General features: G+C 65.3%; 19 protein-coding genes. 1 reads left to right on the top strand and 18 read right to left on the bottom strand.

What is annotated here, in order from left to right:
* Positions 1–18: 18 nt before the first annotated feature.
* The 7 genes from B447_RS16165 to B447_RS16130 all read right to left on the bottom strand — a co-directional run bounded on the left by B447_RS16165 (position 19) and on the right by B447_RS16130 (position 8,746).
* Entirely contained in the window at positions 19–3,291 is a 3,273-nt protein-coding gene (locus B447_RS16165) for an efflux RND transporter permease subunit (protein WP_037983019.1), read from the bottom strand.
* Positions 3,292–3,301: 10 nt separating this feature from the next.
* Positions 3,302–4,369, bottom strand: coding sequence for an efflux RND transporter periplasmic adaptor subunit (locus B447_RS16160; protein ID WP_002942772.1), 1,068 nt, complete (start codon positions 4,367–4,369; stop codon positions 3,302–3,304).
* 273 nt (positions 4,370–4,642) lie between these two features.
* Positions 4,643–5,029: a sirohydrochlorin chelatase gene (locus tag B447_RS16150; RefSeq protein WP_002942770.1), complete on the bottom strand. Its 387-nt coding sequence runs from the start codon at positions 5,027–5,029 to the stop codon at positions 4,643–4,645.
* Positions 5,026–5,865 carry a tRNA threonylcarbamoyladenosine dehydratase gene (locus B447_RS16145; protein WP_002942762.1) on the bottom strand — a complete coding sequence of 280 codons (840 nt, stop codon included), beginning with the start codon at positions 5,863–5,865 and terminating at the stop codon, positions 5,026–5,028. The genes B447_RS16150 and B447_RS16145 overlap by 4 nt, the downstream gene beginning before the upstream one ends.
* A gap of 10 nt (positions 5,866–5,875) precedes the next feature.
* Positions 5,876–6,841 (bottom strand): MBL fold metallo-hydrolase, encoded by a 966-nt coding sequence (locus B447_RS16140; protein ID WP_002942760.1) that lies wholly within the window; start codon positions 6,839–6,841, stop codon positions 5,876–5,878.
* Positions 6,842–6,957: 116 nt separating this feature from the next.
* A complete protein-coding gene (gene ssb / locus B447_RS16135) occupies positions 6,958–7,455 on the bottom strand; it encodes a single-stranded DNA-binding protein (protein WP_002931643.1) in 498 nt (165 codons plus the stop codon).
* A gap of 91 nt (positions 7,456–7,546) precedes the next feature.
* Positions 7,547–8,746: an MFS transporter gene (locus B447_RS16130; RefSeq protein WP_232431651.1), complete on the bottom strand. Its 1,200-nt coding sequence runs from the start codon at positions 8,744–8,746 to the stop codon at positions 7,547–7,549.
* A 108-nt stretch (positions 8,747–8,854) separates the two neighbouring features.
* Here B447_RS16130 and uvrA point away from each other — a divergent pair, with 108 nt between their 5' ends.
* Entirely contained in the window at positions 8,855–11,689 is a 2,835-nt protein-coding gene (uvrA, locus tag B447_RS16125) for an excinuclease ABC subunit UvrA (RefSeq protein WP_002942750.1), read from the top strand.
* 1 nt (position 11,690) lies between these two features.
* Here the strand turns inward: uvrA and galE are convergent, their stop codons facing one another.
* From galE to rpmD, 11 genes are all read right to left on the bottom strand, one after another.
* Positions 11,691–12,710 (bottom strand): UDP-glucose 4-epimerase GalE, encoded by a 1,020-nt coding sequence (gene galE / locus B447_RS16120; protein ID WP_002942748.1) that lies wholly within the window; start codon positions 12,708–12,710, stop codon positions 11,691–11,693.
* A gap of 101 nt (positions 12,711–12,811) precedes the next feature.
* Positions 12,812–13,210 carry a 50S ribosomal protein L17 gene (rplQ, locus tag B447_RS16115; RefSeq protein ID WP_002942745.1) on the bottom strand — a complete coding sequence of 133 codons (399 nt, stop codon included), beginning with the start codon at positions 13,208–13,210 and terminating at the stop codon, positions 12,812–12,814.
* Positions 13,211–13,235: 25 nt separating this feature from the next.
* Positions 13,236–14,216, bottom strand: coding sequence for a DNA-directed RNA polymerase subunit alpha (locus B447_RS16110; protein ID WP_002931627.1), 981 nt, complete (start codon positions 14,214–14,216; stop codon positions 13,236–13,238).
* 39 nt (positions 14,217–14,255) lie between these two features.
* Positions 14,256–14,885 (bottom strand): 30S ribosomal protein S4, encoded by a 630-nt coding sequence (gene rpsD / locus B447_RS16105; RefSeq protein WP_002931624.1) that lies wholly within the window; start codon positions 14,883–14,885, stop codon positions 14,256–14,258.
* Positions 14,886–14,899: 14 nt separating this feature from the next.
* Positions 14,900–15,289 (bottom strand): 30S ribosomal protein S11, encoded by a 390-nt coding sequence (gene rpsK / locus B447_RS16100; RefSeq protein ID WP_002931621.1) that lies wholly within the window; start codon positions 15,287–15,289, stop codon positions 14,900–14,902.
* Positions 15,290–15,301: 12 nt separating this feature from the next.
* Positions 15,302–15,664: a 30S ribosomal protein S13 gene (gene rpsM / locus B447_RS16095; RefSeq protein ID WP_002931620.1), complete on the bottom strand. Its 363-nt coding sequence runs from the start codon at positions 15,662–15,664 to the stop codon at positions 15,302–15,304.
* A 53-nt stretch (positions 15,665–15,717) separates the two neighbouring features.
* On the bottom strand, positions 15,718–15,831 hold the full coding sequence (gene rpmJ, locus B447_RS22280) for a 50S ribosomal protein L36 (protein ID WP_002931619.1): 114 nt from the start codon (positions 15,829–15,831) through the stop codon (positions 15,718–15,720).
* A 25-nt stretch (positions 15,832–15,856) separates the two neighbouring features.
* A complete protein-coding gene (gene infA / locus B447_RS16090) occupies positions 15,857–16,075 on the bottom strand; it encodes a translation initiation factor IF-1 (RefSeq protein WP_002931617.1) in 219 nt (72 codons plus the stop codon).
* 4 nt (positions 16,076–16,079) lie between these two features.
* Complete coding sequence (gene secY / locus B447_RS16085; protein WP_002931614.1) at positions 16,080–17,405, bottom strand: preprotein translocase subunit SecY; 1,326 nt, start codon at positions 17,403–17,405, stop codon at positions 16,080–16,082.
* A gap of 15 nt (positions 17,406–17,420) precedes the next feature.
* A complete protein-coding gene (gene rplO / locus B447_RS16080; RefSeq protein ID WP_002931612.1) occupies positions 17,421–17,858 on the bottom strand; it encodes a 50S ribosomal protein L15 in 438 nt (145 codons plus the stop codon).
* A gap of 1 nt (position 17,859) precedes the next feature.
* Entirely contained in the window at positions 17,860–18,042 is a 183-nt protein-coding gene (gene rpmD / locus B447_RS16075) for a 50S ribosomal protein L30 (RefSeq protein ID WP_002931611.1), read from the bottom strand.
* Between the last annotated feature and the right edge of the window lie 3 nt (positions 18,043–18,045).

Below are 18,045 nucleotides of genomic sequence, written 5' to 3'. Positions count from 1 at the left end.
CAGCGTGCGCCCTTCAGATCAGGCCTGACTCGGCAGATCCTGCAAGCGGCCGATGCGACTGCGCATGGCCGCGTAGTACAGCACCGGGATCACCACCAGGGTGAGCACGGTGGACACCAGGATGCCGAAGATCAGGCTGATCGCGAGGCCATTGAAGATCGGGTCGTCGAGGATGAACACCGCGCCGATCATCGCCGCCAACGCAGTGAGTCCGATCGGCTTGGCACGTACCGCCGCGGCACGGATCACTGCCTCGCCGAGCTCCATGCCCGCGGCAACTTGCTGGTTGACGAAGTCCACCAGCAGGATGGAGTTGCGCACGATGATGCCAGCGAGCGCGATCATGCCGATCATCGAGGTCGCGGTGAACTGGGCGCCGAACAGCGCATGCCCGGGCATCACGCCGATGATGGTGAGCGGGATCGGCGCCATGATGATGAGTGGCACCAGATAGCTCCTGAACTGCGCCACCACCAGCAGGTAGATCAGCACCAGGCCGACCGCGTAGGCCGCCCCCATGTCGCGGAAGGTCTCGTAGGTGATCTGCCACTCGCCGTCCCACTTGAGTTGGTATCCGGCATAGGGGTCGTCGGGCTGGCTGATGAACCACTCGCCGAGCGTGCCATACAGGCCCGGCGCACCCTCGAGCGCCATGCCATTGACACGTGTACGGATGTCGAACATGCCGTACAGCGGCGAATCGAGCTTGCCGCCCATGTCACCGGTCACATACACCACCGGCAGCAGGTCCTTGCGGTACAGGATCTGCTCGCGCCGGGTTTCGGCAACCTGCACCAGCTCGGACACCTTGACCAGCTGGCCGGCGTTGTCGCCCTGGCGCGCGCGCACCTGCATCGCCAGCAGGCTGGCGAGCTCGGACTGCTCCACCGCCGGCAGCTGGACGCGCACCGGGATCTCGTACTTGTTGTCGCCGCCATGTACCGGAGTGACGTTCTCGCCGGCGAGGCCGAGGCGCACCACCTCGACGATGTCGGCCTGGGCCACGCCCATGCGCGCGGCCTTGGCCTGATCCACGCGCAGCACCAGCTTGGGCGCATCCTCGTCCACCGTGTCGTCCACGCCGACGATGTCGGGCGTGGCCTCGAAGGCCGCGCGCACCCGGCGCGCCACCTCCAGCTGCCCGGCGTAGTCCGGACCGTAGATCTCGGCGACGATCGGCGACAGCACCGGCGGCCCGGGCGGCACCTCCACCACCTTGGCGTTGCCGCCGTTGCGGGTCGCAATCGTGCTGACCGCGTCGCGCACCGCGACCGCGATCTCGTGGCTCTGGCGCGAGCGCGCAGACTTGTCGACCAGGTTGACCTGGATGTCACCCTGCTCCGGGGCGCTGCGCAGGTAGTACTGGCGCACCAGGCCGTTGAAGTTGATCGGCGCGGCGGTGCCGGCGTAGGACTGCCAGTCGGTGACCTCGGGCACGGCAGCCAGATGCGCGCCGATCTCGTTGAGCACGCGCGCAGTATCCTCCACCGGCGTACCCACCGGCATGTCGAGCACCACCTGGAACTCGCTCTTGTTGTCGAAGGGCAGCATCTTCATCACCACCAGCTGCACCACCGGCAGCGCCACCGAGGCACCGATCAGCGCCAGCACTGCGAGCCACAGCAGCAGGCGGTTGCGCGCGCCACGGCGGGCGTCGAGCAAGGGCGTCATGAGACGACGGAACAGGCCATCGAGCCGCTTCGTCATGCGATCCTCGCCCCCGTGCTGGTGCGCATCGACGTTCTTCAGCATCTTCTGCGCCAGCCAGGGCGTGACCACGAAGGCCACCACCAGCGAGATGAACATGCCCATCGAGGCATTGATCGGGATCGGGCTCATGTAGGGCCCCATGAGGCCGCTGACGAAGGCCATCGGCAGCAGCGCCGCGATCACGGTGAAAGTGGCGAGGATGGTGGGGCCGCCGACCTCGTCCACCGCCTTGGGGATCAGCCTCCACAGCGGCGTGTCGGGCTCGAGCGTATGCCAGCGATGGATGTTCTCGACCACCACGATGGCGTCATCGACCAGAATGCCGATCGAAAAAATGAGCGCGAACAGCGACACCCGGTTGAGGGTGAAGCCCCAGGCCCAGGACGCGAACAAGGTGGCGGCCAGGGTAAGCGTGACCGCGATGCCGACGATGAGCGCCTCGCGCCGACCGAGCGCGAAGAAGACCAGCGCCACCACCGCGGCGGTCGCGAAGGCGAGCTTGCCGATGAGTTGGGCAGCCTTGTCATTGGCCGTCTTGCCGTAGTCGCGGGTGACGGTGACCTCGACCCCATCGGGGATCAGGCTGCCGCGCAGACTGTCCAGTCGCTGCATGGCCGCGCGGGCGACGTCGGCGGCGTTGGCGCCAGGCTTCTTCGACAACGCCAGGGTGACCGCGGGGAACATGCCCTGCTGCTCGATGCCGCGCTGCTGCGCAGCCGCGCCGGTGCCGAACCACACGTACTGCGCGGGCTGATCGGGCCCATCGATGACGTCGGCGACATCGCGCAGGAAGACAGGGCGCAGGTCGTGCACGCCAACCACCAGGCCGCGTACGTCTTCGGCCGACTCCAGATAGGTGCCCGTCTGAACCAGCACCTCCTGGTTGCCGGCCACCAGGCTGCCTGCGGGCTGCGAGGCGTTGGCCAGCTGCAGGGCGGCGCGCAGGTCCTGCGCAGTGACACCGTGCGCGTTCATGCGCACGGTGTCCATGTTCACCCGGATGACATGACCGGGGCCACCGATAGTGAGCACGTCGCGGGTGCCGGGGATACGCTTCAACTCGGTCTCGATCGCACGCGAAACCTGTTGCAGCTCGAAGCCGGCGCGCTCGCCATCCGCGGTCCACAGCGTGAAGCTGACGATGGGCACGTCGTCGATGCCCTTGGGCTTGATCAGCGGCGTGCCGACGCCAAGCTGCGGCGACAGCCAGTCGGCGTGCGAGTGCACGGTGTCGTAAAGGCGCACGAGCGCGGTCTGGTTGGGCACGCCGACCTCGAACTGCACGGTGACCACCGCCATGCCCGGCCGCGACACGGTATACACGTGCTCCACGCCAGCGATGCGCGACAGCACCTGCTCGGCAGGACGCGCGACAAGGGCTTCGACGTCGCGCGCAGAAGCCCCCGGAAACGGCACCAGCACGTTGGCCATGGTGACGTCGATCTGCGGCTCTTCCTCCTTCGGTGTGACCAGGGTGGCAAAGATGCCGGCGAGCAGCAGCACCAAGGCCAGCAGCGGCGTGATGGCATTGCGCTGAAAGCCGGCCGCGATGCGGCCAGCGATGCCGAGAGGCGTATCCATGATCACCTCCTCAGCGTGCAGGCGCAGCTGCGCGCGCCCGGAGGCCAGCCTGTACTGGATCGAGGGCGAGCGTCTCGTCACCCTTGAGGCCGGCCAGCACCTCTACCGCCTCGCTGCCGTTCACACCCCGCCCGAGGCGGACCTGGCGTAGCGCGAAGCCGCCTGCTCCGTCAGCGACATACACCGCTGTCAACTCGCCACGGCGCAGGATGGCCGCACGCGGCACAACCACCACGGAAGCCTCTGCCGTGCCCGCCCCCACGAAATGCACGCGCGCGAAGCTGCCCGGCATCAATCCGTCTGTGCCTGCGGGTAACTCGACGCGGACACGCACCGTGTGCGTGCGCGCATCCGCCGCCGGCAGCAAGGTGACCGCCTCGGCATCGACGACGCGGCCGCCATCCCCGAGCGTCACGCGCGCGCGCACAGCCCCGTCACCGAGCGCGGCCAGGCGCTGCGGCGCCACATCGGTGACGGCACGCATGCGTGCCGGGTCGTGAAGGGTGAATAGCGCGCGTCCGGGCTGGGCCATCTCGTCGGTCTCGATATGGCGCACCGACACCACGCCGTCGAGCGGCGCCACGATCTCGAACTGACTTTTTACGGTGGCAGCCTGTTCGCGCTGGGCGCGGGCAGCCTTGACGGCCGCCTCGGCAGCCTCGAGGCGGGTACGCGCGGCATCGAGCGCGGACGCGCTGAGGAACTGGCGCTCGACGAGGCCGCGTGCACGGGCAAGTTCGCTACGGGCATTGCCCATTTCGGCCTCGGCCTGCCCCACCCCGGCCTGCGCAGCCGCAAGCGCAGCCGCCGCCTCGGCCGCATCGATGCGGGCCAGCACCTGGCCGCGGCGGACACGGTCGCCGGTGTCGACGGCGAGTGCAAGGACCCGCCCCTGCACCTGCGCAGCAACGGTGACTTGATGGACAGCCTCTATGCTGGCCTCGCTGACGAAGCCAAGATCCTGTGCCTGCGCGCCGATCCGCACGGTCGGCACGTCGGCAGTGGCTGCGCCCGGCACTGAAAAAGCACACGCGACCAGTACGGCGCGTACAAGAGGGGGGAGCATGATCATCTTCATGTCTATAAGTATATTCTTATAGACATGAGCGTCAAGCCATCCGCCACGACGCGCGTGCATGAACCTCTTCCCGCGCGGACAACCAGCATGTGAACGACGAAAAGCTCGCGGCTGGCGCCGCTCCTGCCTTGGTCCCAAGCGCTGCAGACCCGCCGTAGGAGCGGCCCCAGCCGCGAACTCGTGAAGGCGATCATGCCGCTGCATCCGCAAGATCGCGCGCTTGATGCGATGGCCTTGCAGCAGGCCATGCGCACGCTGAAGCGTACGGGGGAATCAGTCGAGACAGGAAGCCGCGTAGTCCGCCATCGCAGCGACCACCCTGGCGGACTCGCCCGCTGCGGTGGCGAGCACGATCTCGCAGTCTGGGTGGGCCGCGCGCACCTCATCGACCAGGATCGGCAGGTCACGCGTGAGATGCCCCGCCTGGGCGAGGAAGATCGGCACTACCGCCACCTTGCGCGCACCCGCGGCAGTCAGCGCGGCCACCGCCTCCGGCAGCGTCGGCGTCATGAACTCGAGGAAGGCAAGCTCCACGCTCGGCGCATCGGGGCGTGCCAGCAGCGCCTCACGGATGCGGCGCATGGGCCCCGCCCAGTCGGGATTACGGGCACCATGCCCGAACAAGACGACGGCGGTGTCACGCGCAACACTTGAATTCATGAACAGCTCTCCGGGTTGTCTGGGTCCGCTGCGCCAAGGGTAGCGCAGGCTACCCGCGCCTGCAGCAGATGATCGAGCGCGCGTGCGGCGCAGAACAGGCCCGCACTGGCGGTCACTGCCATGCTCGAGCCATATCCGGCACAGGCCAACCCCTGCGGAGCGAGCGCGGCAGCCGCGCCCGTACCCTGGCAGGCCCGCGCTTCGGGGTAGCGCACCGGCTCGGTGGAGAACACCGCATCGATGCCGAACTTGCGCCGCGGGTCGCGGCTGAAACCGTGTTCCTTGCGCAGGCGGGCGCGCACCTTGGACAGCAGAGGGTCTTGCACCGTACGTGCCAGATCATCGACCACCAGCCGGCCCGGATCGGTCTTGCCCCCTGCCCCGCCCGCCATCACCAACCTGATTCGGCGGCGCCGGCACACGGCCGCAATCGCTACCTTGGCGCGCACGTTGTCGATGGCGTCGATGACGACATCGAAGCACTGCAGCAGGTCCTCGGCGTTCTCGGCAGTCAGGAAGTCCTCGACCTGCTCGACCGCGCACAGCGGGTTGATGCCCGCAATGCGCGCGGCCATCGCGCCGACCTTGGCCATGCCGAGCGTAGATTCGAGCGCATGTACCTGGCGGTTGATGTTCGACTCGGCAACGTGGTCGAGGTCGATCAGGGTGAGTCGGCCTACCCCACTGCGTGCCAGCGCCTCGGCCGCCCACGAGCCGACGCCGCCGACACCGATCACGCAGGCATGTACGACCTGCAGACGGGCGACTGCGCCATCGCCGTAGAGCCGGTCGATACCGCCGAAGCGGCGGGCAACATCGACGCCTGCGTCTTGCATCGCGCCCCGCTCAGGCCGTCTCGGCCGCGGTGACGCGCTGGCTGTCGAGCCATACGCCCAGACCCTGGGCGTTGAGCTCGAGGTCCATGCGCAGCAGGTCGAGCGTCTCGTCCTCGTTGAGCGCCCAGTTCTGGCGTGCGGCCTCCTCGCGCATGATCTGCTCGAGGCCGGCAAGGATCTCGACATGGCGGGCCACGCCATCGCCGCGCGCAGCCTGCGCCACCGCCACCATGGTGTCGATCAGACGGTGGAGGTCAGCGCCCAGGCGATCGACTTCGGTGATCCGGCTGTAGTGCGTCAGGTACATGGCCTGCGGCTGCATCGCCAGCATGCGGTCGATGGAGGCGTGCATCGCCTCGGGCTCGAACTGGGTCGGCGTCGTCGTCGGCATGATGAAGGCACGGCCATCGACATCAAGTTCGCGATAGGACAAGCCAAAGGTGTCGCCCGTGAAGAAGGCGCGCGCACTGTCGTCCCAGATGCAGACGTGGTGGCGCGCATGCCCCGGGGTATCGAAGATGCGCAGGCAGCGACCGCCCAGCTTGAGCTCGAGGCCGTCGGTGGCCGCCACGATGCGCTCGGCCGCGACAGGCACCAGGCGTCCGTAGAGCGCGAACGCGCGCTCCGGCCCGTAAACGGCGCAGGTGGCGTCCCACAACCGGCTCGGATCAGTCATGTGGCGCACGCCACGCGGATGCACGACAAGCCTGGCGTGCGGCAGCGCACACATCAGGCTGCCCGCACCACCGGCGTGGTCGAGATGGATGTGGGTCAACAACACCCAATCCACTGCTTCGGGCGCGATACCGAGCGCGGCGAGCGCGCCGAGCACGCGCGGCACCGAGGCGTTGCTGCCGGTATCGACGATCGCGGCGCGACCGTCCTGCACGATGATATGGATGGCCGCAAGCTGCGGCCGGCCATAGCCGGAATCCACCGCATGAACGCCGTCGGCGTGGCTGATCAGGTCCAACATTGCACTCCCTCCTCGCACTGCCGCGCGGCAGACCAGCATCGGCGACCCGACTCTAGCCTCGCGCTCCGGCAGTGTCGCGGACGCACATCACGCGCGCGCATCCGCATCCTCCCGCTTCAGAACGGGATGTCGTCGTCGAAATCACCAAAACCGCCCGGCTGCTGCTGCGGTTGTGCTGCCGGCTGAGGGCGCTGTGCGGGTGCGCGCGGCGCGGCAGCGGCCGGCGCGGGCGCGTCCCAGCCACCCTCGCTCGCGCGCATCGGTGCGTCACCACCTTCGCGACGGCCGCCCAGCATCTTCATCTCGTCAGCGCGGATCTCGGTGGTGTAGCGGTCCTGGCCGCTCTGATCCTGCCACTTGCGGGTCCGCAGGCTGCCCTCGATGTACACCTGGCTGCCCTTGCGCAGATACTGGCCAGCGATCTCGGCCAGCTTGCCGTAGAAGGACACCCGATGCCATTCGGTCGCTTCACGGCGCTCGCCGGTGGCTTTGTCGCGCCAGTTCTCGGTGGTGGCAAGACGGATATTGCAAATCGCGTCGCCCGACGGGGCGAAACGGCTTTCCGGGTCGGCACCGAGGTTGCCGACCAGGATGACTTTATTGACGGATGCCATCCGGTTCTCCTTTGAGTGTGCATCCGGGCGCGGCGATGTAAGCGCTGCACCCGCGTGAAATACGACAGACCCCAGGCCAGGCCTGGGTGCTTCAGCCCGCTGCCGGCTGCGCGCGCAGCGGCGGCGGCCGCATGGACGCCGCAAGACCAAGCCAGGCAAGGGCGAGCAAGGCACAGAACAGGCTCACCGCACCCGGCCCATGGACCTGGCCCAGCCAGCCGCCGAGCACGCCGCCGAGGAACAGGCCGATCGACTGCAAGGTGTTATACACCCCCAGCGCTGTGCCCTTTGCGCCGGGCGCTGCGATGCGCGAAATCCACGACGGCTGGGTTGCCTCGAGCACATTGAACGCAATGAAGAAAAGCGTCAGCAGCAATGCCAATGGTATCAGACCGTCACCAATCAGCCACAGCCCCAGCTGGACCACCGCCAGCAGCACGATCGCCGCATTGAAAACGGGCTTGAGCTTGTCATGGCGCTCGGCGACGATCACCGCTGGCACCATCACGACGAAGGACAACAGCACGGCCGGCAGATAGACCTTCCAGTGCTCGGGCATGGGCAACCCGCCGCTCGCCACCAGGGCCGAGGGCACCATCACCCACATCGTGGTCTGGATGAGATGGAGCGCGAATACGCCGAAGTTGAGCCGCATGAGCTGGCCGTCGCGGAGCACGTCGATCAGGCGCCCCGTCGCGCGCGGCACGGGCGGCGCCGCAGGCACCACCCACAGCACCACGCCGATGGCGACGAAGGCGAGCACCGCGGTCAGCCAGAAGATCCCATCCATGCCGACCGCGGCATACAACAGCGGCGCAGCGACCATGGACAGCGCGAACACGAGCCCGATCGACGAGCCGATCATGGCCATCACCTTGGTACGGTGCTGGTCGCGGGTGAGGTCGGCAGCGAGCGCCGTGACTGCCGCCGAGATCGCGCCCGCCCCCTGCAGGATACGGCCGGCAATGATCATCGTGATATCGTCGGCTAGCGCGGCGACCACGCTGCCGATCACGAACAGCACGAGTCCGAACACGATCACCGGCTTGCGGCCGAAACGATCGGAGGCGGCACCGTAGGCGATCTGCAGGCAGGCCTGGGTGAGGCCGTAGGCGCCTATCGCCAGCCCCACCAGGGTCAGGTTGTCGCCGCCCGGGATGGTCGCGGCATGAACTGCGAACACAGGCAGGATCAGGAACAGCCCCAGCATGCGCAGCGCAAAGATCGCTGCCAGGCTCATGCCGGCGCGGCGTTCGTCGCGCGTCATCGGATCGCGAGCAGGAACGGTCATCAGAGGAAACCGGCGTCGTCAAAGCCGAGCATTTTAGCACTCCGGCCGCCTGGCCGGTGCCGCCCTTCTCTCGTATAGTTTCGGGCTGGCCCACGCTAGGCATCTGCCATGGACGAGATCCGCATCCGCGGTGCGCGCACGCACAACCTGAAGAACATCAGTGCCGACCTGCCGCGAAACCGGCTCACGGTCATCACCGGCCTGTCCGGATCCGGCAAATCCTCGCTCGCCTTCGACACGCTGTACGCTGAGGGCCAGCGCCGCTACGTCGAGTCGCTGTCGGCCTACGCGCGCCAGTTCCTGCAGCTCATGGAAAAACCGGATGTAGATCTCATTGAGGGCCTGTCGCCCGCGATCTCGATCGAACAGAAAGCCACCAGCCACAACCCGCGCTCCACCGTGGGTACGGTTACCGAGATCCACGACTACCTGCGCCTGCTCTACGCCCGTGCCGGCACGCCCCATTGCCCGGAGCACCCCGAGCACGCCCTCGAGGCCCAAAGTGTGGCCCAGATGGTCGACCACGTTCTGGCGCTGCCGCCCGAGACAAGGCTGATGATCCTCGCCCCGGTGGTGAGCGGGCGCAAGGGCGAGCAACAGGACCTGTTCGCCGAGCTGCGTGCCCAGGGCTTCGTGCGCGTGCGGGTCGACGGCGAGGTCATGGAACTCGATGCGATGCCGGCACTCGACAAGAGCCGCCGCCACGACGTCGAGGTGGTGATCGACCGCCTGAAGGTCCGTGCCGACCAGCGTGGCCGCATCGCCGAGTCCTTCGAGACCGCGCTCCAGCATGCCGACGGACGTGCGCTCGCCGTGGAGATGGACAGCGGCACCGCTCACCTGTTCTCGGCGCGCTTCGCCTGCCCAGTGTGCAGCTTCGCACTCGCCGAGCTCGAACCACGCCTGTTCTCGTTCAACAACCCGGCAGGCGCGTGCCCGCGCTGCGATGGACTGGGCGCCATCGCGTTCTTCGACCCCGCACGCGTCGTCGCACACCCCGAACTTTCGCTCGCCGCAGGCGCGATCCGGGGCTGGGATCGGCGCAACCAGTTCTACTTCCAGATGCTCGCCAGCCTCGCAGCACACTACGGCTTCGACATCGAGACCCCGTTCATCGATCTACCCGACACGGTACGTGAGACCGTCCTGCATGGCTCCGGACGCACCCGCATCGCCTTTCGCTACATGGCCGACAATGGCCGCATGGTGCTCAAGGAGCACCCGTTCGAAGGCATCATCCCGAATCTCGAGCGCCGCCTGCGCGAGACCGACTCACAGGCGGTGCGAGAAGAACTGACGAAATATCGTGCCAGCCGGGTCTGCCCGGCCTGCGAGGGCAGCAGATTGCGCAGCGAGGCACGCCACGTGCTGATCGGTGGCCGTGCGCTGCCCGACATCGCTCGCCTGCCGCTCGCCGAATGCCAGCGCTTCTTCACCCAGCTGCAGCTCACCGGCGCGCGCGCCCAGGTCGCCGAGCGCATCATCAAGGAGGTCGCCGACCGCCTCAGCTTCCTCATCAACGTCGGCCTCGACTATCTTTCACTCGACCGCGCTGCAGACACCCTGTCCGGCGGCGAAGCTCAGCGCATCCGCCTGGCCAGCCAGATCGGCTCAGGCTTGACTGGCGTCATGTACGTGCTCGACGAGCCTTCGATCGGCCTGCACCAGCGCGACAACGACCGCCTGCTCGGCACCCTGCGCCAACTCCGCGATCTCGGCAATACGGTGATCGTTGTCGAGCACGACGAAGACGCAATCCGCAGCGCCGACTACCTGATCGACATGGGCCCGGGCGCAGGGGAGCACGGCGGTCAAATCGTCGCCCGCGGCACACCCCAGCAAGTCATCGACGACCCAGCCTCCATCACCGGTGACTATCTCGCCGGCCGCCGCAGCATCCCGGTGCCGCGCACCCGCCGGCAGCTCGACCCGGAGCGTATGCTGCACATCCTCGGCGCGACCGGTAACAACCTCAAGCAGGTCGATGCGGCGCTACCGATCGGCCTGTTCACCTGCATCACAGGCGTGTCCGGATCGGGCAAGTCGACCTTGATCAACGACACCCTGGCCGCCGCAGCAGCGCGCCACCTCAATGGCGCCAGCGTCGAGGCCGCCCCCCACCGGAGCGTCCAAGGGCTGGACGCCCTGGACAAGATCATCAATGTCGACCAGTCACCAATTGGTCGCACACCGCGGTCGAACCCAGCCACCTACACCGGCCTGCTGACACCGATACGCGAGCTGTTCGCGGGCGTGCCCGAGGCCCGCGCGCGTGGCTACGGACCTGGGAGGTTCTCCTTCAACGTGCGTGGAGGCCGCTGCGAGGCTTGCCAGGGCGACGGCATGATCAAGGTCGAGATGCACTTCCTGCCCGACATGTACGTGCCTTGCGACGTCTGTCACGGTAAGCGATACAACCGCGAGACCCTGGAGATCCGCTACAAGGGGCGAACGATCTACGAAGTGCTCGACATGACGGTGGAACAGGCCTTCGATTTCTTCGCTGCTGTGCCCGCCGTCGCGCGCAAGCTCGAGACCCTGAAGGATGTCGGCCTCGGCTACATCCGTCTGGGCCAGAGCGCTACCACCTTGTCGGGCGGCGAAGCGCAACGTGTCAAGCTCGCCCTAGAACTCTCGAAGCGCGACACCGGCCGCACCCTGTACATCCTCGATGAACCCACCACCGGCCTGCATTTCCAGGACATCGAGATGCTGCTCACGGTCCTGCACCGTCTGCGCGACCATGGCAATACGGTTATCGTCATCGAGCACAATCTCGATGTCATCAAGACTGCCGATTGGCTGATCGACATGGGCCCGGAAGGCGGCGGTGGGGGCGGCACCATTGTGTGCGCAGGCCCGCCGGAAGCAGTCGCAGCCCACCCCTCGAGCCACACCGGGCGTTACCTCGCACGCCTGCTCGCAACACCCCGATCCGCCTGACTCAGCCTCGATACCCCAGCGGGTTCATGCGCTGCCAGCGCCACGCATCCTCGCACATCGCCGCCAACCCCCGCTCGGCCTTCCAGCCCAGCATCGCCTGGGCTCGCGCTGGATCGGCCCAGCATGCGGCGATGTCACCCGGCCGACGCGCCACGATGTCGTATGGCACCGGCCGACCGCACGCAAGCTCGAACGCACGCACCATCTCGAGTACGCTGTAGCCGCGCCCAGTGCCGAGATTGAGCGTCGTGACACCGGCCAGCGTGTCGATACGCTCCAGTGCCCGCAGGTGCCCGAGCGCGAGATCGACAACGTGAATGTAGTCGCGCACGCCGGTACCGTCAGGCGTCGGATAGTCGTCACCGAACACCCGCAGGCGTTCGAGTCGACCCACCGCTACCTGACTTACAAAAGGCATCAGGTTATTCGGCAAACCCTCCGGGTCTTCGCCGATTCGCCCGCTCGAGTGGGCCCCTACTGGATTGAAGTAGCGCAGCAGAACCACGTTCCAGCGTCCATCTGCATTCGCCAGATCGCGCAGGATCTGCTCTCCCATCAGCTTCGTCCAGCCGTAAGGATTGGTCGCCGTAGTGGGAAAATCCTCGCGGATGGGCACGCTTGCGGGATCGCCATACACCGTCGCTGAAGAGCTGAACACCATCCTCCGGCAGTCCGCGGCATCCATCGCCTGCAGCACACTCAGCAAGCCCTGAAGATTGTTGTCATAGTAGGCGAGCGGCTGTGCCACCGACTCTCCGACCGCCTTACGCGCCGCAAAGTGGATAACCGCCTCCACCTCGTGCGCGGCAAAAATGCCCTCCAACGCGCGACGATCGCGCACGTCTGCTTCGACGAACCCAGCCAACGGGCGCCCGCCAAGCTCCTCGATACGCCGCAGCGCTTCGGGCGAAGAGTTCGAGAGATCATCGATCACGACCACGTCACGCCCGGCCGCGAGCAATTCCACGCAGGTATGGGACCCAATGTAACCCGCCCCACCCGTCACCAATGTCACGCCCATACGCTCGCCCCTTCAGCAAAGCCCGTTGTTAAAGTCGTGATTGCTGATCACGAAAAAAAACCGGGCGCTGCCCGGTTTTTTATTCGGTTGCTCGCGACGGCTCAAGCCGCCTCGGCGTCCTCGACCTCGACCGCTTCCACGTCGGGGCGATCCAGCAGCTCGACGTAAGCCATCGGTGCATTGTCGCCATCACGGAAACCGCACTTCAGGATACGCAGGTAACCACCGTTGCGGGCGGCGTAGCGCGGGCCCAGCTCGTCGAACAGCTTGACGACCATGTCACGGTCGCGCAGGCGGTCGAAAGCCAGACGGCGGTTGGCGAGACTGGGCTTCTTGCCCAGGGTGATCATCGGCTCGACCACACGGCGAAGTTCCTTCGCCTTCGGCAGGGTCGTCTTGATGACTTCGTGTTGCAGCAGCGAGTTGGCCATGTTGCGGAACATCGCCTGGCGGTGGCTGCTGGTACGATTCAGCTTGCGAAGACCATTACGGTGACGCATTTCAATTCCTCACTTGCCCGGCGTCTCAACCGAGCTTTTCAAGCCCGGCCGGCGGCCAGTTTTCCAGTTTCATGCCAAGGGTAAGCCCGCGGGAGGCCAGTACTTCCTTGATCTCGTTGAGCGACTTGCGACCCAGGTTCGGGGTCTTGAGCAGCTCGGTCTCGGTGCGCTGGATCAGGTCACCGATGTAGTAGATGTTCTCGGCCTTCAGGCAGTTCGCCGAACGCACCGTCAATTCCAGATCATCGACCGGGCGCATGAGCACCGGATCGATGGTCACCGACGGCGCCACCTCGCGCTCGGGCTGAGTACCCTCGAGGTCGGCAAACACCGAGAGCTGGTCCATCAGCACGCGCGCGGCGTAGCGGATGGCCTCTTCGGGGTCGACCGCACCATTGGTCTCGATATCGATGATCAGCCGGTCCAGATCGGTACGCTGCTCGACGCGAGCGCTCTCGACGAGATAGCTGACGCGACGCACCGGCCCGAACGAAGCATCAAGCACGATGTGCCCGATGCTCTTGCTCTCGGCGCTCTGCGGACGTGCATTACCCGGAACATAGCCACGGCCCTGCTCGACCTTGATCTGCATGTCGAGCTTTCCGCCCGGAGCAAGGTGGGCGATCACGTGATCCGGGTTGATGATCTCGACGTCGTGACCGAGCTCGATGTCGGCCGCGGTGACAACGCCCTCGCCGGACTTCGCCAGCCGCACGGTTACATCGGCACGGCCGTTCAGCTTGAACACCACGCCCTTGAGGTTGAGCAGCAGGTCGACGATGTCCTCGCGCACGCCGTCAAGCGTCGAGTACTCATGGAGCACACCTTCGATCGTCACTTCCGTGGCCGCATGGCCAGGCAGCGACGACAGGAGGATGCGCCGCAGCGCATTCCCCAGCGTGTGACCGAACCCGCGCTCGAACGGCTCCATCGTCACCCGCGCCTGGACAGGCGAGGTGCTCTGGACGTCGATGATGCGCGGTTTCAGCAGTGCATTGCTTTGCATCAGCATTCCCTCGGAACTAGAAGAGGCTCAGACTCCCGATCAACGGGAGTACAGTTCCACAACCAGGCCTTCGTTGATCGTTGCCGGCAGTTCGCTGCGCACCGGATAGGCCTTGAACGTACCCTTGCCAGCCTTGGCGTCGACTTCCAGCCACTCCGGGAACCCGCGCGACTCAGCCGCTTCGAGCGCAGCCTTGACACGCAGGTGCCCACGGGCGCGCTCGGTCAGCTCCACGACATCGCCCGGACGAACGACATACGACGGGATGTTGACGCGCTTGCCATTGACCAGAACGCCGTTGTGGCGCACAACCTGACGAGCCTCAGCACGCGAAGCGCCAAAACCCATGCGGTAGGCCACCGAATCCAGACGACCTTCGAGCAACTGAAGCAGGTTCTCGCCGGTCTGGCCACGACGACGGTCAGCTTCGGAATACACACGACGGAACTGACGCTCGAGCACGCCGTACAGACGACGGATCTTCTGCTTCTCGCGCAGTTGCACACCGTAACCCGACAGACGCTGCCCCGAGCGCTGACCGTGTTGGCCAGGCGCGTAGGCACGGCGCTCAATCGCGCACTTGTCGGTAAAACACTTTTCGCCCTTCAGAAACAGCTTTTCGCCTTCGCGACGGCACTGACGGCACTTGGGATCGAGATTACGAGCCACTTATCAACTCCTTGTCAGATACGACGCTTCTTCGGCGGACGGCAGCCGTTGTGCGGAATGGGGGTGATGTCCGTGATGCTGGAAATCTTGATCCCCAGCGCGTTGAGCGCACGAACCGAAGACTCGCGACCTGGGCCCGGGCCCTTGATGCGAACCTCGAGGTTCTTGATACCGCACTCCTGTGCCACCTTGCCAGCTGCTTCTGCAGCCACCTGGGCAGCGAACGGGGTGCTCTTGCGCGAACCCTTGAAGCCAGCGCCACCCGAGGTCGCCCACGACAGCGCGTTGCCCTGACGGTCGGTGATGGTGATGATCGTATTATTGAAGCTCGCGTGAACGTGCGCGATGCCTTCCGCGACGTTCTTCTTGACCTTCTTACGAACCTTCGTTCCAGTCTTAGCCATTATCGGTTCCTATTACTTCTTGCCGGCGATCGCCTTGCGCGGGCCCTTGCGGGTGCGGGCGTTCGTGCGGGTACGCTGACCACGCATCGGCAGGCCGCGACGATGACGCACGCCGCGATAGCAGCCCAGGTCCATCAGTCGCTTGATGTTCATCGTCACTTCACGACGCAGGTCACCCTCGACAACGAACCGAGCGACTTCGTCACGCAGCTTCTCCATATCCGATTCAGTCAGGTCCTTGACCTTGACCGAACGCTGGATACCGGCAGCGTCGCAAACCTTCTGAGCACGCGAACGGCCGATCCCATAGATGGCGGTCAGCGCGATCTCGGCATGCTTGTGATTGGGAATGTTTACCCCAGCAATACGGGCCATCCGTATACCCCAAAGCGAAAAACGTTAAATTCTAAAGCCTTAAGTTGATCTAATCAACCCTGGCGTTGCTTGTGCCGCGGATCGCTACAAATGACGCGAACCACACCCTTGCGGCGGATGATCTTGCAGTTGCGGCAGAGCCGCTTTACCGATGCCTGGACTCTCATGGTCTTGCTCCTGTTTCTCTTATCTTCACTTGGTCCGGAACACGATCCGGCCCTTGGTCAGGTCGTAGGGGGTAAGCTGGACGGTCACCTTATCGCCAGGGAGGATGCGGATGTAGTGCATCCGCATCTTTCCGGAGATGTGCCCAAGCACCATGTGACCGTTCTCGAGCCTGACGCGGAATGTTGCATTCGGGAGGTTCTCAGTAACCTCACCTTGCATCTCAATGACATCTTCCTTCGCCATGGTTCTACCTGCCCGGGAAGCCCGCCCCCTTGAAATTCGCCTTCTTCAGCAGACTCTCGTACTGGTGCGACATCGCAAACGCCTGTACCTGGGCCATGAAGTCCATCGTGACCACCACGATGATCAGCAGCGAGGTGCCGCCGAAATAGAACGGAACGTTCCACTTCAGGATCAGGAACTCCGGCAGCAGGCAGACCAGGGTGATATACACCGCCCCGGCCAACGTCAGCCGCATGAGAATCTTGTCAATGTAGCGCGCCGTCTGGTCACCCGGACGAATGCCAGGCACGAACGCACCACTCTTCTTCAGGTTGTCCGCCGTCTCACGCGCGTTGAACACGAGCGCGGTGTAGAAGAAACAGAAGAACACGATTGCCAGCGCGTACAGCATCACGTAGATCGGCTGTCCTGGAGACAGTGTGGATGCGATATCCCGCAACCAGTACATACCCTCAGACGAACCAAACCACTGACCCAAGGTCGCCGGGAACAGGATGATGCTCGACGCAAAAATCGGCGGAATCACACCCGACATGTTCAGCTTCAGGGGCAGATGGGAGCTTTGCCCGCCATACACCTTGTTGCCGACCTGCCGCTTGGCGTAGTTCACCAGAATCTTGCGCTGCCCCCGCTCCACGAACACCACGAACCCGGTCACCAGCACAACCAGCACGCAGATGAAGAGCGCCGTGAAGGGATGCATCGCGCCGGTACGAACCAGCTCGAACAGCCCACCGATCGCACTCGGCAGTCCAGCCACAATCCCCGCGAAGATGATCAACGAAATACCGTTTCCGATACCGCGCTCGGTGATCTGCTCACCCATCCACATCAGGAACATCGTGCCAGTCACCAGCGTCGCCACGGTAACGAAACGGAACATCAGCCCCGGATCCAGCACCAGACCCGGCTGCCCCTCGAGCGCAATCGAAATACCGAGCGCCTGAGCAAAAGCAAGGACGAGCGTGCCGTAGCGGGTGTACTGCGTGATCTTGCGTCGCCCAGCCTCGCCTTCCTTCTTCAACGCCTCGAGATACGGTACCGCCACCGTCATCAACTGCATGATGATCGACGCGGAAATGTAGGGCATGATGCCCAGCGCGAAGATGGTGAAACGCGACAGCGCGCCGCCGGAGAACAGGTTGAACACCCCGAGGATGCCGCCCGCCTGCGACTGGAACAACTCAGCCAGACGCTCGGGATCGATACCCGGGACAGGAATGTGCGCGCCGATGCGGTAGACGATCAGCGCGCCCAGCAGAAACAGCAGGCGACGCTTCAGGTCGCCGAACCGCCCCGGCTTTCCGAGCGTGGCAGCAGTATTCGCCACAATCGTTTTCCCTGTTTACTCGGCCGCCACGGAACCACCAGCGGCTTCGATCGCCGCCTTGGCACCCTGGGTAGCACCGACACCGCGCAGCACAACCTTACGGTTGATGGCGCCGGAAAGCACGACCTTCGCCGACAGTGCGTCAGCCGCGATCACGCCCGCCTGCTTGAGCGTCAGCAGATCGACTTCATCGATGGGCAGCTTGTCCAGTTCGGACAGACGCACCTCGACATTGCGCGCACGCGTCAGCGAAACGAAACCGCGCTTCGGCAGACGACGCTGCAAGGGCATCTGACCGCCCTCGAAGCCGACCTTGTGGAAGCCGCCGGCACGGGACTTCTGCCCCTTGTGGCCGCGACCGCAGGTCTTGCCGAGGCCGCTACCCATGCCGCGACCGACACGGCGCGCAGCCTTCTTCGAGCCTTCGCCCGGCTTGATGGTATTCAGGCGCATATCAACCCTCACACTTGACCAGGTAGGACACCTTGTTGACCATGCCGCGAACCTCGGGGGTATCCGCCAGCTCGACCGTATGGTTGAGTCGACGCAGACCGAGCCCGCGCACGGTGGCGCGGTGCGACTGCTTGGTGCCGATCACGCTCTTGACGAGCGTCACCTTGATTTTCTTGTCCGACATCGC

Origin of the sequence: Thauera sp. 27 (assembly GCF_000310125.2) — a bacterium.
Taxonomy (GTDB): domain Bacteria; phylum Pseudomonadota; class Gammaproteobacteria; order Burkholderiales; family Rhodocyclaceae; genus Thauera; species Thauera mechernichensis.
Note: the sequence above shows the minus strand (reverse complement) of the source record. Positions and strands in the feature narration are given on the sequence as shown.

Bases quoted from the DNA above. Each gene is read 5' to 3' on its own strand.
- rpsK (WP_002931621.1), bottom strand. From the start codon at position 15,289: ATGGCTAAGACTGGAACGAAGGTTCGTAAGAAGGTCAAGAAGAACGTC.
- B447_RS16160 (WP_002942772.1), bottom strand. From the start codon at position 4,369: ATGAAGATGATCATGCTCCCCCCTCTTGTACGCGCCGTACTGGTCGCG.
- rpsM (WP_002931620.1), bottom strand. From the start codon at position 15,664: ATGGCCCGTATTGCTGGGGTAAACATTCCCAATCACAAGCATGCCGAG.
- B447_RS16140 (WP_002942760.1), bottom strand. From the start codon at position 6,841: ATGTTGGACCTGATCAGCCACGCCGACGGCGTTCATGCGGTGGATTCC.
- rpmJ (WP_002931619.1), bottom strand. From the start codon at position 15,831: ATGAGAGTCCAGGCATCGGTAAAGCGGCTCTGCCGCAACTGCAAGATC.
- uvrA (WP_002942750.1), top strand. From the start codon at position 8,855: ATGGACGAGATCCGCATCCGCGGTGCGCGCACGCACAACCTGAAGAAC.
- rplO (WP_002931612.1), bottom strand. From the start codon at position 17,858: ATGCGCCTGAATACCATCAAGCCGGGCGAAGGCTCGAAGAAGGCTGCG.
- rplQ (WP_002942745.1), bottom strand. From the start codon at position 13,210: ATGCGTCACCGTAATGGTCTTCGCAAGCTGAATCGTACCAGCAGCCAC.
- infA (WP_002931617.1), bottom strand. From the start codon at position 16,075: ATGGCGAAGGAAGATGTCATTGAGATGCAAGGTGAGGTTACTGAGAAC.
- ssb (WP_002931643.1), bottom strand. From the start codon at position 7,455: ATGGCATCCGTCAATAAAGTCATCCTGGTCGGCAACCTCGGTGCCGAC.
- B447_RS16150 (WP_002942770.1), bottom strand. From the start codon at position 5,029: ATGAATTCAAGTGTTGCGCGTGACACCGCCGTCGTCTTGTTCGGGCAT.
- B447_RS16130 (WP_232431651.1), bottom strand. From the start codon at position 8,746: ATGACCGTTCCTGCTCGCGATCCGATGACGCGCGACGAACGCCGCGCC.
- galE (WP_002942748.1), bottom strand. From the start codon at position 12,710: ATGGGCGTGACATTGGTGACGGGTGGGGCGGGTTACATTGGGTCCCAT.
- B447_RS16165 (WP_037983019.1), bottom strand. From the start codon at position 3,291: ATGGATACGCCTCTCGGCATCGCTGGCCGCATCGCGGCCGGCTTTCAG.
- B447_RS16110 (WP_002931627.1), bottom strand. From the start codon at position 14,216: ATGCAAAGCAATGCACTGCTGAAACCGCGCATCATCGACGTCCAGAGC.
- B447_RS16145 (WP_002942762.1), bottom strand. From the start codon at position 5,865: ATGCAAGACGCAGGCGTCGATGTTGCCCGCCGCTTCGGCGGTATCGAC.
- rpmD (WP_002931611.1), bottom strand. From the start codon at position 18,042: ATGTCGGACAAGAAAATCAAGGTGACGCTCGTCAAGAGCGTGATCGGC.